This window comes from Vibrio sp. 10N.222.54.E6, from assembly GCF_041473955.1.
Classification (GTDB): Bacteria; Pseudomonadota; Gammaproteobacteria; order Enterobacterales; family Vibrionaceae; genus Vibrio; species Vibrio tasmaniensis_A.
On the sequence record NZ_JBFRTD010000014.1, the window covers coordinates 1 to 13,900 of the forward strand.

General features: G+C 44.1%; 6 protein-coding genes, 1 tRNA gene and 1 riboswitch. Of the genes, 3 read left to right on the top strand and 4 right to left on the bottom strand.

The features are described from left to right. Positions 1-47: 47 nt before the first annotated feature. Positions 48-124: transfer RNA gene (locus tag AB4513_RS09395), tRNA-Trp, on the top strand. 720 nt (positions 125-844) lie between these two features. On the opposite strand, the gene AB4513_RS09400 is transcribed toward AB4513_RS09395, so the two are convergent. Next, positions 845-2,125, bottom strand: coding sequence for a sodium:proton antiporter (locus AB4513_RS09400; protein WP_017102902.1), 1,281 nt, complete (start codon positions 2,123-2,125; stop codon positions 845-847). Positions 2,126-2,294: 169 nt separating this feature from the next. Here AB4513_RS09400 and metH point away from each other — a divergent pair, with 169 nt between their 5' ends. Further along, positions 2,295-5,972, top strand: coding sequence for a methionine synthase (gene metH / locus AB4513_RS09405; protein ID WP_102257742.1), 3,678 nt, complete (start codon positions 2,295-2,297; stop codon positions 5,970-5,972). A 115-nt stretch (positions 5,973-6,087) separates the two neighbouring features. Here metH and lysC read toward each other — a convergent pair whose 3' ends face one another. Further along, the gene (gene lysC, locus AB4513_RS09410; RefSeq protein WP_009847874.1) at positions 6,088-7,455 is read right to left on the bottom strand and encodes a lysine-sensitive aspartokinase 3; all 1,368 of its coding nucleotides are present in this window, start codon (positions 7,453-7,455) and stop codon (positions 6,088-6,090) included. A 109-nt stretch (positions 7,456-7,564) separates the two neighbouring features. After that, a riboswitch (Lysine riboswitch) is annotated at positions 7,565-7,742 on the bottom strand. Between the two features lie 176 nt (positions 7,743-7,918). Between lysC and AB4513_RS09415 the strand changes: the two genes are divergently transcribed. After that, positions 7,919-9,058 (top strand): alanine--glyoxylate aminotransferase family protein, encoded by a 1,140-nt coding sequence (locus AB4513_RS09415; RefSeq protein ID WP_009847873.1) that lies wholly within the window; start codon positions 7,919-7,921, stop codon positions 9,056-9,058. A 111-nt stretch (positions 9,059-9,169) separates the two neighbouring features. On the opposite strand, the gene AB4513_RS09420 is transcribed toward AB4513_RS09415, so the two are convergent. Both AB4513_RS09420 and uvrA read right to left on the bottom strand, forming a co-directional pair. Beyond that, positions 9,170-10,933 (bottom strand): PglL family O-oligosaccharyltransferase, encoded by a 1,764-nt coding sequence (locus AB4513_RS09420; RefSeq protein ID WP_009847872.1) that lies wholly within the window; start codon positions 10,931-10,933, stop codon positions 9,170-9,172. Between the two features lie 96 nt (positions 10,934-11,029). Beyond that, the gene (gene uvrA, locus AB4513_RS09425; protein ID WP_009847871.1) at positions 11,030-13,861 is read right to left on the bottom strand and encodes an excinuclease ABC subunit UvrA; all 2,832 of its coding nucleotides are present in this window, start codon (positions 13,859-13,861) and stop codon (positions 11,030-11,032) included. Between the last annotated feature and the right edge of the window lie 39 nt (positions 13,862-13,900).

Sequence of the window (13,900 nt, forward strand, 5' to 3'; positions counted from 1 at the left end):
GTCCACTCCGCCACTTATTCAGAGGTTCAGCTCTTTAAAACTGAAATAGGGGTGTAGCTCCAATTGGCAGAGCAGCGGATTCCAAATCCGCGTGTTGGGAGTTCGAATCTCTCCACCCCTGCCATATTTAAGGCTCTAGCAGAAATGCTAGGGCCTTTTTGCTTTCTGAAGCTAATTATACGCCATTAGCAAAGCAGCGGATTCTCCGGCTTGCCAAAATAGCGCGTGTTGGGAGTCTAAACCTCTACTCCTGCCACATACAAAGCCTCAGCAGAAATGCTAGGTTTTTTTACGTCTGTTGCTTCTTCGAAGCAATGTTGGGAGAACTAGGCGTCCTCCTAACTTACCAGTTTGGTTGAATCTCCGGAGTGCCGACTCAGTCCTCCTCTGGCATATTTAAGGATCTAGACTGCACGCCCCGGTAGAAAGACTAGACCCTTCTTGCTACTGCATCAGATGTTCTATAGAGAAGTTTCGGTTCTAGAACATTGGTGTGCGAAGCTTTACTCTAATTACAATTCCTCTTCGATCGTGGTTCTCTTTCTACACTTTATTATGCTTTCAATACTTCACTTGAAAAGAAGGCCATGTATCTTTACTTAATTTATTTCCGTAAATACTTTGTGTTTATCTTCGCTCGAATGCACTCAAACTGGTGGTTGCTTGTTGGCCTGTTTGGAAGCGTTAGGTACGACAAAGAGTCGTGATTGCAGATAGCAATCATGACTAAAGTAGTGGTCAGAGATAGGGAGCAACTTGTAGGCTAGAGAGGCGTGCTTGTTGATGGACACAGGTACAAAAAAGGCCGCTTATACTAAGCGACCTTCGTTTATATTTTTAGGTATTAATCCAATTCTTTCTCAGCTTGTTTCGCTTTTTCTATCATTGGAGTGATTGTTGATCCTTGAACCAGAATAGAGAACACAACAACAGCATAGGTCATAACGAGGATTATCTCTTTAACATCTATTGCTTTGTCTTCAATCACCCAGATACCTGAAGGGATTGAAAGTGCCATAGCTAGAGCTAAGCCTCCGCGTAGACCACCCCAAGTTAGAATCTTAGTCGACCATGGGTTGTAAGTTCTAAAGCGTTTAAATCCAATATAAGACAAGAAAACACTTAGATAGCGTGCACTCAATACTAGAGGGACTGCGAACGCCATCAAAATCCAATCTTCTTGGTGGAACTTGAATAGCAGCATAGACATACCAATCAATAAGAATAGTACGCCATTTAAGAACTCATCTATTAATTCCCAGAAATGGTCTAGGTGATCCTCACTTTCCTTAGAAAATCCGATGAAGCGTGTCCAGTTGCCTATCATGATACCAGATACCACCATTGCTAATGGTCCAGATACATGCAGAACCTCTGCAAAAGCATAACCAGCTGTAGGAATACCGATGGTTAATAGCAACTCCATCGAGTGGTCATCGGTGTTGCTGATTAGATAGTGGAATATCAAACCTAGAACAAATCCGTAGACGATACCGCCAATAGCCTCTTGGACGAATAACATGGTCACGCTACCTACAGTCGGAGCTTCTGTGCCGAACGCAATGGTAAATAGGGTTACGAAGATAACTAGGCCAAAACCATCGTTGAATAGAGATTCTCCCTCGATTTGAGTAGAGATTCGTCTGGGAGCATCGAGCTTCTTCACTATTGCTAATACAGCTATTGGATCGGTTGGAGATATTAGAGAACCAAACAGTAAGCAATAAATTAGGTCAAATTGAATACCGATAAATTGACAAAACCCATAAAGTACAAAGCCAATAAAGAATGTCGAAAACAGTGTAGCACCAAGAGCGAGTACCGTTATTTCCCATTTCTGATCTTTTAGATTAGGTAACTTAATCCCCAAACCACCTGCAAAAAGTAAGAATCCCAGTATTCCTTTTAGGAGGAAGTCTTCAAAGTTGATACTGGCAACGGTTTCTGAAGCGATGTCAGCCAATTGGAACCAATTGTTTTGTCCCGCAATGATAATCAATAGAGATAGCATCATTGAGCCAGCTGTGATGGCGATGGTTGTCTGCATTTTACCAATTTTGGTATTAACGAAAGCAATAAGCATGGCTGCAGCGGACAAGAAGCATAAGGTGTAATAGACCGACATTGGGATTCCAATATGTAACAAAATATGAATATTAATTCTCGTTCTCTCATGCTCAAATAGCAAACATTTTTTTGTCATGACTTGGTTATTTACTTCATGTTTTAGACGTCTAGACTCCTTTCGAATGTGTGGTAGGATGGAGAGATAATTAAAGGAATGAGGTTGTATCGTGGGAAGTAATGTAAGGCAAAAGATTGACGCTCTGTTGAAGCAACGAATTTTACTGATTGATGGTGGCATGGGTACCATGATTCAGGATTATAAATTGGAAGAGCAAGACTATCGCGGTGAGCGATTTGCTGATTGGCATAGTGACTTAAAAGGTAACAACGACCTTTTGGTACTTACACAACCTAAGCTTATCAAAGATATCCATATGGAGTATTTGGAAGCCGGTGCTGATATCCTCGAGACCAATACCTTTAACGCTACAACCATCGCTATGGCCGACTATGATATGGAAAGTCTTAGCGAAGAAATTAACTATGCTGCTGCTAAGTTGGCTCGTGAAGCAGCAGATGAATGGACAGTGAAGACTCCTGATAAACCCCGTTTCGTGGCGGGTGTGTTAGGTCCAACTAACCGAACTTGTTCTCTCTCCCCAGATGTTAATGATCCGGGCTATCGTAATGTTAGCTTTGATGAACTTGTTGACGCTTACTCTGAATCGACTCGTGCGCTTATCAAGGGCGGTTCAGACTTAATTCTTATTGAAACTATCTTCGATACGTTAAACGCGAAAGCGTGTGCTTTTGCGGTTGAATCTGTCTTTGAAGAAGTAGGTATCATTTTACCGGTTATGATCTCCGGTACTATCACAGATGCATCTGGTCGAACGCTTTCCGGACAAACAACAGAAGCCTTCTATAATGCCCTTCGTCATGTAAAACCTATCTCATTTGGATTGAACTGTGCATTAGGTCCTGACGAACTGCGTGAATACGTTGGTGAAATGTCTCGTATTTCAGAATGCAATGTTTCCGCTCACCCTAATGCAGGTTTACCTAATGCATTCGGTGAATATGACTTGTCTCCAGAAGATATGGCTGAACACGTTAAGGAATGGGCTGAAAGTGGCTTCTTGAACTTAATTGGTGGATGTTGTGGTACAACGCCAGAACATATACGCCAAATGGCAGAAGCTGTTGAAGGTGTGACACCGCGCCAATTACCAGATTTACCCGTCTCTTGTCGTCTCTCTGGTTTAGAGCCATTGACGATATCCAAGGAATCTCTGTTTGTTAACGTGGGTGAGCGAACTAACGTTACGGGCTCTGCTCGCTTTAAGCGCCTTATCAAAGAAGAGCTATATGATGAAGCTTTGAGTGTGGCTCGAGAGCAAGTTGAGAATGGCGCTCAAATTATCGATATCAACATGGATGAAGGGATGCTAGACGCTGAGGCGTGTATGGTTAAATTCCTTAATCTATGTGCGTCTGAGCCTGAGATCTCGAAAGTGCCAGTCATGGTCGACTCTTCAAAATGGGAAGTGATTGAAGCGGGTCTGAAATGTATTCAGGGTAAAGGCATCGTTAACTCGATCTCATTGAAGGAAGGGAAAGAGAAGTTTGTCGAACAAGCGAAACTGGTTCGCCGATATGGTGCAGCCGTTATCGTGATGGCGTTCGATGAAGTTGGCCAAGCTGATACTCGAGAGCGTAAGGTTGAGATTTGTACTAATGCCTACAATATTCTGGTTGATGAAGTGGGCTTCCCACCTGAAGATATTATTTTTGACCCGAACATTTTTGCTGTGGCGACAGGTATTGATGAGCATAACAACTATGCGGTCGATTTCATTGAAGCTGTAGGGGACATCAAACGAGACTTACCTCATGCGATGATTTCTGGTGGTGTATCGAATGTTTCGTTCTCATTCCGAGGTAATAACTACGCTCGTGAGGCTATCCACGCAGTATTCCTATACCACTGCTTTAAAAACGGTATGGATATGGGCATCGTAAATGCTGGGCAATTAGAGATTTACGATAATGTCCCTGAGGATTTACGTGAAGCCGTTGAAGATGTGGTTCTAAACCGCCGAGATGATTCCACTGAGCGCTTGCTAGATATCGCAACTGAATATCTAGAGCGTGCAGTTGGAAAGGTTGAAGATAAATCTGCTTTAGAGTGGCGTACCTGGCCAGTAGAAAAACGCTTAGAGCATTCTTTAGTTAAAGGTATTACCGACTTTATTGTTGAAGATACCGAAGAAGCTCGTGTTAATGCCTCTCGCCCTATCGAGGTGATAGAAGGCCCATTAATGGATGGTATGAATGTGGTTGGTGACCTCTTTGGTGAAGGTAAGATGTTCCTTCCTCAAGTGGTGAAATCTGCACGTGTTATGAAGCAAGCGGTAGCCCATTTAGAGCCATTTATCAATGCAACCAAAGACGTAGGTGCAACTAACGGAAAAATCTTACTTGCGACCGTAAAAGGCGATGTTCACGATATTGGCAAAAATATTGTGGGCGTTGTCTTGCAGTGTAATAACTACGAAATTATCGATTTAGGCGTGATGGTTTCATGTGAAAAAATCCTTAAGGTCGCTAAGGAAGAAAACGTCGATATCATTGGCCTTTCGGGTTTGATCACTCCTTCCCTGGATGAGATGGTGCATGTTGCGAAAGAAATGGAAAGACAAGGTTTTAAACTGCCTCTTCTCATCGGTGGAGCAACCACATCTAAAGCGCATACAGCCGTTAAGATTGAACAGAACTACTCCGAGCCTGTGGTCTACGTAAACAATGCTTCACGTGCGGTGGGTGTGTGTACTTCGTTGCTATCTAACGAATTGAAACCTGCATTTGTTGAGAAGTTGGATATTGATTACGATCGCGTTCGCGATCAGCATAATCGTAAGAAGCCTCGTACTAAACCGGTCACTCTTGAAAGAGCACGTGCTAATAAAGTAGCTATCGATTGGGATGCTTACACGCCACCGGCACCCGCTAAACCGGGAGTTCACATCTTTAATGATTTTGATGTGGCAACTTTGCGTCAGTACATCGACTGGACTCCATTCTTTATGACATGGTCATTGGTCGGTAAATACCCTGCAATTCTTAATCATGAAGAAGTGGGCGAGGAAGCGAAACGCTTATTCAAAGATGCCAACGATTTATTGGATCGAGTACAGAAAGAGAAGTTACTTGAAGCTCGTGGGATGTGTGCGATGTTCCCTGCCAACAGCGTTGGCGATGATATCGAAGTGTATACCGATGAATCTCGTACTGAAGTGTTAAAGGTTTTACACAACCTTCGTCAGCAAACCGAGAAGCCAAAAGGTTTTAACTACTGTTTGTCTGATTACATTGCGCCGAAAGATAGCGGTAAAGCGGACTGGATTGGTGGCTTTGCAGTGACTGGTGGTATCGGCGAGCGTGAGCTTGCTGATGAATACAAAGCCAACGGTGATGACTACAACGCGATTATGATTCAGGCGGTTGCTGACCGATTGGCTGAAGCGTTCGCTGAATACCTGCATAAAGAAGTGAGAAAGGACATTTGGGGCTACTCGCCGGATGAGGAGCTGTCTAATGACGATTTGATTCGTGAGAAGTACCAAGGTATTCGTCCAGCTCCAGGTTACCCTGCTTGCCCAGAACATACAGAAAAAGGAACGTTGTGGGAGTTGATGGGTGTTGAAAAAGCGATCGACATGTCACTAACCACGAGCTACGCGATGTGGCCTGGTGCTTCAGTGTCTGGTATGTATTTTTCACATCCTGATGCCCGATACTTTGCGATTGCACAGATTCAACAGGATCAAGTGGATAGCTATGCCGACCGTAAAGGTTGGGATATGTTGGAAGCTGAGAAGTGGTTAGGCCCAAACATTAACTAGTTTGAATCTATAACGAGCTTTGATTCGTAACGTAAAAAAGAGAAAGGGTTGCTTAATAGCAACCCTTTTTGTATCTGTAATTTAGTTATTTATCTGTCGATGATAAACGGACTATCTACTCAAATAACTCTTGATGAAGTTTTTGAACCGCCAACTTAGACACAGATTCATCTAGCAAGAAGCATAGGTTGTGTGGGCTTGCTCCGTAACAAATCATACGTAGGTTGAAATCTTCTAGAGTGCCGAATACCTGCTTTGCATAGCCTTTGCTTTCGCTCATGTTGTTACCAATAAGAGCAACGAGGCATAGGTCGTGCTCAATATCTACGGAACACAACTCTTCAAGCTCAAGGCGAGCGGCTTCAGGTAACTCAGGAGCACCACCAGAGGTATCGGTTTGATCGAGAGTCAGTGAGACACTGATCTCTGAGGTAGTGATAAGATCGACTGAGATCTTATGTTTAGCCAGGATCTCGAATACCTTTGCCAAAAAACCATAGGCATGGAACATGTTAGCGCTGCGTAGCGTAACCATGGTTTGGTTGCAGCGTAGGGCAAGCGCTCTGAACAGAGGAGAGCTTTCAACTTGTTGACGAATCCATGTTCCACCAAGCTCTGGTGCTTTTGATGAGCCGACAAAAACAGGGATTTGATGGCGTAGTGCAGGAACCAGAGTTGAAGGGTGTAATATTTTCGCGCCAAAGTTTGCCATCTCAGATGCCTCACTGAAGCTGATCTCTGGGATAGGAGATGCTTTCGATGCGATACGTGGATCTGTGGTGTAGATCCCTGGAACATCAGTCCAGATCTCTAAACCAATCGCTTGTACTGATTCGGCAATTAGTGCAGCAGAATAATCACTGCCGCCACGACCTAACGTTGTGGTGTTACCTTCGCTATCGGCACCGATAAAGCCTTGGGTAACGACAACTTGCTGTTGGCATAGTGGAATCAATTTCTGCTGTGCTAAAGCTGCAATATCTTTTAATTGTGGTTCTGCTTTACCGAAGTCATCATTGGTGCGCATCACTTCTCTGATATCAAAACGAACAGCGGGTGTCCCACGTTCACGAATGATCTGAGTCAGAATATGTGTCGACATCAGTTCGCCACATGCCACTAGGTGATCGGTGAGTTTGGTACTGGCTTGGAATGATGCCGCTTCTGCAGCGCTCGCAATATCATCCAGAATACAGTGCACATCTTTTTCAATGTTAATTGGGTCAGCTAGCTGAGCAAGAATCGTATTATGAATGTCGGTTAACTGTGTCACTAGTTTTTGGCGACGAGTTTTATCTTGAACACCATTCGCGAGCTCAACAAGCAGGTTAGTCACGCCAGAGCATGCGCTACTCACGACCAATTTCGTATTTGAGTTGTTTTCAATAATGGCAGCACAACGGCTCATTGCTTCAAAGTTGGCAACACTTGTTCCACCAAACTTAGCGACATTAAAAGAACCAGCTACATTAGATGCACTCACGATATATCTCCCACGATTTCCTAAAATAAAATTACTGTTGGGTAATCCAACGTCCGATGTTTTTCGAAGAGAGTTTTAGAGCAAAAAAGAGAGGAATTATTAGAATAGTAACCTCAGAAGCTCTTCACCATATAGAAATGGCGACAGTTAACGGGATTCAGCCCGCTCAACCGATAATAAAGGTCCTGCATCCTTTTATTATCTCGGCACTGCTCCCCATGAATGTTTTGTATTGGAAATGCGGTTCCACAAAACACCTGCCTGGGCAGTGCTCCTCTTCTGCTAGATAGCCATTTCATTGAACGTGTTTGCGCAAATAATGTCAATCCGTAACGTGAGATAATTGAAAAATAATTTTAACAATTATGTGACACTGGTTTGACCTCAATACTTATGGCTAATTGCTGAGGTAATCAATTTGCTTTAGGGTGGATTGTTCACAACATTAACGTAAGGGATGTACATGTCTAATTTAACACTCACTGCTGCTATCGATAGCTTTTATCCGCCACACCGAACGTTAATGGGGCCGGGGCCTTCAGACATTTCTCCTCAAGTTTTACAGGCCTTAAGCCGTCCAACCATTGGTCACCTCGACCCGCTATTTATTGCGATGATGGATGAGCTTAAACAACTTCTTAAGTATGCATTCCAAACAGAGAATGAATTTACGATTGCTGTTTCTGCTCCAGGCAGTGCGGGCATGGAAACCTGTTTTGTTAATTTGATTGAGCCTGGTGAAAAGGTCATTGTTTGTCGTAACGGTGTTTTTGGTGAGCGTATGCGCGAGAATGTTGTTCGCTGCGGTGGTGAAGCCATCCTTGTTGATGACGAGTGGGGTAAGCCCGTTTCAGTTGAAAAGGTAGAAAAGGCATTGGCAGAAAACCCCGATGCTGTTGCTGTCGCATTTGTGCATGCCGAGACGTCTACTGGCGCGTTATCGGATGCTCAAGCTATTTCCGCAGTCGCTCGCCAGTTTGATGCATTGTCGATTGTGGATGCGGTGACATCATTAGGTGGTGTGCCATTGTTGGTTGATGAATGGCAACTCGATGCGGTTTATTCAGGCAGTCAGAAGTGTCTGTCTTGTGTACCTGGTTTATCTCCCGTGACGTTCTCTCAACGTGCTGTCGATAAAATGAAAGCACGTCAAGCTCCCGTACAAAGCTGGTTCTTGGATCAGAGCTTGGTATTAGGTTATTGGAGTGGAGAAGGTAAGCGTAGCTATCACCACACTGCGCCCGTGAACAGCCTATATGCTCTGCATGAGTCGTTGGTTTTGTTGAAAAATGAAGGCCTAGACAATGCGTGGTCTCGTCACTATGCGATGCACCAAGAACTTAAAGCTGGCGTAGAAGCTTTGGGGTTGGAGTTTGTGGTTGCTGAAGAGAGTCGCTTACCTCAATTGAATGCGCTTTACTTCCCTGAAGGGATTGATGAAGCCAAAATAAGAACGCAGCTGTTAGAAGAGTATAATCTTGAAATCGGTGCTGGGCTTGGCTCTTTGGCTGGTAAGGCGTGGCGTATCGGCCTAATGGGTTACGGTGCTCGTAAAGAGAATGTCGCTTTGTGCTTAAAAGCGTTACAAGACATTTTAAAATAACGGTAATAAATTGAAGTTTAAAAGAAAAGCGCACGAGAGAATGTGCGCTTTTTTGTGTCTAGGCTATAGGCTAAATGTCATTACAGCAAAATGACTCTAGATTCCTTGGCGTCATTTAGCTGAAGAAATGTTGTTTTCTGCTTCGGATATCTTCTTATACTGAACCTTGGAAAAGTCTCGATTTGGGAACAAGAAGCTCGCTTCACTGCGAATTTGTTCTGCCTTGCTGTGATCGCCTAATCCTTGATATGCGAGAATCAGGTTGGTGTAGAAAGCAGGCCTTGGCTTATTCTTTATGATTTCTAACGACCAATCTATATAAGGAAGGATCAGGCTAGGATCGGCTTTGTAGAGGCCGATATTTAGATAGGTACTGTACACATCCCAATCATAGCGATCTTTCCAGACTACGGGGTTCGTTACCTGCTTAAGAATGTCCGGGTTTTTCGGCTTAGACATTTCAAATTTAGTGAGTACATAATTGGTGTGTAAGGCACTCAGCATGTAAAAACTCACCAAGATAGGAACGACTAAGCTCGACACTCTGAATAGGATTTTACTTACGATACTAAACGGCTGCTGATAGTGGCGAGAAGTCCGTTGGTCGACCCAGTAAATCAAAATGATAAAGGTTATCCAGTGAATCGCCGAGTGGTAAAAAGGATACTCAAGCTGAGAATGTAAGAGCATAGGTATGAATAGCGCAAGTAGTGCTAGACGTGTTCCTTTCGCTGAGCTTGCTATGCGTGACATCACCAACATTGCAGCAATCAAGATCCCGATGATTGGTACTATTCCGCCTTCAACCCCCCAAAACAGGAACTCATTGTGTGGGTGATCCATTGAAGGAAGGCCGGGATGATAATTTGAGTTAAGTTGATGTTGGCGGGCTGTGTATAGCGTGTATTCGGATTCGAATTTTCCGTAGCCATAACCGGTAAATGGCTTTTCGATCATCATATCGAGCGCTTGTGGAAAGGTATAAGCTCGTGGACTTTCTAAGTTTGCTTTTTTACTGGCGAAACTATCAGTTGCACTGAGGCTGATTACCGAAAAGGCGACGACGATACCGACTACCACTGATGCACACCACCCGTAGAAGCGTTTCTTGGTCGAGAACTTGTATAGATAAGGCAGAATGCATACAAACCCAATGACGGCAGCCAACCACCCGGTACGTGATGCGATGATGATCAGCAAAGGTACGGTTAAGGCTGGTGTTAAATAAAGTAGAAGCGACTCGCTAATTTGGTGATTATATTTAGTTGGTTGCCTTGCTAAAAGATAAGCTGACAGCACAAAACCTGTAGCAAGAAAGCTTGCCATAACATTCGGTTGTTGGAATATCCCATAAGGTCTATTGGCCGCAGTGTTGTAGTCAAATAGGTTGCCAGGTTCTAATAGGAAATATTGCACATAGCCAAATAGTGCCTGTATGACAACAGCAAGCACAATGAACCACAATATGCGCTGCTTGTGCTTATTGCTGAACTTAAATTGTTGCAGCACGACGAATAATGTAAAGCCCGCCCACAATCCAAGTAAGCGCCCTGACGCTCCTTGAGGAGCGGCGTTGCTGTATAAAATCGGCAGTGTGAGTATGATGCAGCTTATCAACAAGCCAATCGTTAATTTGGAATACTTGAGTACTCGGTTAGTAGCAAGTTGGTAGAAGCCAATCGCCAGCGTAAAGCTAAGGGCTAACCAAGTGGTTGGATTAAAGGATAAAGTAAGGCCTGAGCCTCCTGGGTTAGGCATGAAAAAATGCATGGCTAATAAGAATACAACAGCTAGAGAGGCCAGAAATGCTTTATTGAGTGGTAGCTTAGTTACCTGATTTTCTAGTTGGGTACCGCTAGTGTGTATTGTTGCCATAAATCCCTAACCTTATAAAAACAGAGCTTGTTCCTTCTGAAACAAGCTCTGTTACTTTAACATTTTTCTGTCTGCTCGCAGGACGCTATTTTACACCTACTTCAAATTTAACATAGGTTTAAGGAAGCGAGCCGTATGCGAACCTTCGACTAACGCCACATCTTCAGGAGTACCTTCTGCAACAATTTCACCGCCTCCTTGACCACCTTCAGGGCCAAGATCTAGGATCCAGTCCGCGGTTTTGACGACGTCTAGGTTATGCTCAATCACGACAACCGTATTGCCGTGATCACGTAATCTATGCAGTACCGTTAATAGCTGTTGAATATCGTGGAAGTGAAGCCCTGTTGTTGGCTCGTCGAGAATGTATAAGGTTTTACCTGTATCTCGTTTCGACAGCTCACGTGCCAATTTAACACGTTGGGCTTCACCACCAGATAAGGTTGTCGCTGCTTGTCCGAGGCGAATGTAGGAAAGGCCAACATCCATTAAGGTTTGCAGCTTACGAGCAATAACAGGAACAGGGTTGAAGTATTCTCGAGCATCTTCGACAGTCATCTCTAGAACTTCGTCAATGGTTTTCCCCTTGTAGCGGACCTCTAGCGTTTCACGGTTATAACGCTTACCTTTACACACATCGCACGGTACATACACATCTGGCAAGAAATGCATCTCTACTTTGATGACACCGTCTCCCTGACACGCTTCACAACGACCACCACGAACGTTAAAACTGAATCGACCTGGCTTGTAGCCACGAGATCGTGATTCTTGTGTACCTGCAAATAACTCTCGAATTGGAGTGAAAATACCAGTGTAGGTTGCAGGATTCGATCTTGGTGTTCGACCGATAGGGCTTTGATCAATATCGATTACTTTGTCGAAATGCTCTAAGCCTTTAATCTTTTTGTGCTGCGCCGGAACTGCAGTTGTTGCACCGTTCAATTGAGTGTGGGCGACTTTAAAGAAGGTGTCATTGATGAGTGTTGATTTACCGGATCCCGATACACCAGTAATACAGCTGAACAAGCCTACAGGGATTGTCGCAGTGACATTCTTTAGGTTGTTCCCAGTCGCGCCAACGATCTCGACGACCTTTTTCTTATCGATAGGCGTTCTTTGTTTGGGGATCGCAATTTCTTTGGCGCCGCTGAGGTATTGCCCAGTTAAAGAATTCGGATTTTCGATGATGTCTTGCATGGTGCCTTCAGCGACCACGTGACCACCATGAACACCTGCGCCTGGGCCTATATCGATAACATGGTCAGCGCAACGAATCGCATCTTCGTCATGCTCAACAACAAGTACGGTATTTCCTAAGTCTCTTAGGTGAACCAGAGTTTGCAGTAGACGTTCATTATCACGCTGGTGGAGGCCAATCGATGGTTCATCCAGCACATACATAACGCCAACTAAACCGGCCCCAATTTGACTTGCTAGACGAATTCTTTGCGCTTCACCACCTGACAGTGTTTCTGCACTGCGTGATAGGTTCAGGTAATTCAAACCAACGTTCACCAAAAAATGCAGACGATCATTGATCTCTTTCATCACTTTATCAGCAATTTGTCTACGCTGGCCGTCTAACTTCAACTCTTGGAAAAATTGTAGTGCGTCAGCAATGCTGAGCTGAACGATTTCTGGCAGTGTGGTATCGCCAATAAAGACGTTTCTTGCTTCTAATCTTAAACGCGTACCATCACAGCTAGAGCATGACTTCGTTGATATGTACTTGGCAAGATCTTCACGCACCGCGCTAGATTCAGTGTCGCGGTAACGGCGTTCCAGCGTATTTAAAATACCTTCAAAGGGGTGACGCTTGACTCGGATATCACCACGATCATTGATGTATTTGAATTCAACTTCAGTTCTACCAGAGCCCTTGAGGATGATCTCTTGAGTTTTCTTTGGTAAAGAGTTGAACGGAGCATAAAGGTCAAAACCATAATGGTCTGATAGCGATGTCAGCATTTGGAAATAGTAATAATTTTTCTGATCCCAGCCTTTTATCGCACCTTCTGCAATGCTTAGGTTCTCATCTAAAATTACTCGACTTGGGTCAAAATATTGTTGAACACCAAGTCCATCACAAGTACCACATGCACCAGCAGGATTGTTGAATGAGAATAGGCGAGGCTCAAGTTCTTGCATGCTGTAGCCACATTTTGGACAAGCGAAGTTTGCAGAGAACACGATCTCTTCTTGTTCTTTATCATCCATCCAACCGACTACGGCGATGCCACCAGAGAGCTCTAATGTTGTCTCAAACGATTCAGCTAAACGCTGTTGAAGATCTGGGCGAACCTTAAAGCGATCAACGACAACTTCAATGGTGTGCTTCTTGTGCAGCTCCAATGTGGGAGGATCGGACAGATCACAGGTCTCACCATCAATACGGGCACGAATAAAGCCTTGAGCCGCTAGGTTCTCAAGCGTTTTAACGTGCTCACCTTTACGTTCTTTGACTATTGGAGCCAACAGCATCATCTTTGAACCAGCCGGTAGCTCTAAGACTTTATCGACCATTTGGCTGATGGTTTGTGCTGCAAGAGGGGTATTGTGATCAGGACAGCGCGGCTCACCAACTCGCGCGTACAGTAATCTAAGATAGTCATAGACTTCAGTAATAGTACCGACGGTTGAGCGAGGGTTATGTGAAGTCGATTTTTGTTCTATGGAGATGGCTGGAGATAAACCTTCGATGTGGTCGACATCGGGTTTTTCCATGAGAGATAGAAATTGACGAGCGTAGGCCGACAAAGACTCAACATAACGACGTTGACCTTCTGCGTAGAGGGTATCAAACGCAAGTGACGACTTTCCTGAACCTGATAATCCAGTGATAACCGTCAGCTTATCACGAGGTATGGTTAGGTTAATGTCTTTGAGGTTATGCGTACGAGCGCCTCTAATTTCTATTTTATCCATCTCAACAGACCATGTAATTTTAAGTGGCTAAAGTATTAC

What these genes read in the sequence shown, in the direction of transcription:
- AB4513_RS09400 (WP_017102902.1), bottom strand. Translation starts at nt 2,125, where the DNA reads ATGTCGGTCTATTACACCTTATGCTTCTTGTCCGCTGCAGCCATGCTT.
- AB4513_RS09415 (WP_009847873.1), top strand. Translation starts at nt 7,919, where the DNA reads ATGTCTAATTTAACACTCACTGCTGCTATCGATAGCTTTTATCCGCCA.
- AB4513_RS09420 (WP_009847872.1), bottom strand. Translation starts at nt 10,933, where the DNA reads ATGGCAACAATACACACTAGCGGTACCCAACTAGAAAATCAGGTAACT.
- uvrA (WP_009847871.1), bottom strand. Translation starts at nt 13,861, where the DNA reads ATGGATAAAATAGAAATTAGAGGCGCTCGTACGCATAACCTCAAAGAC.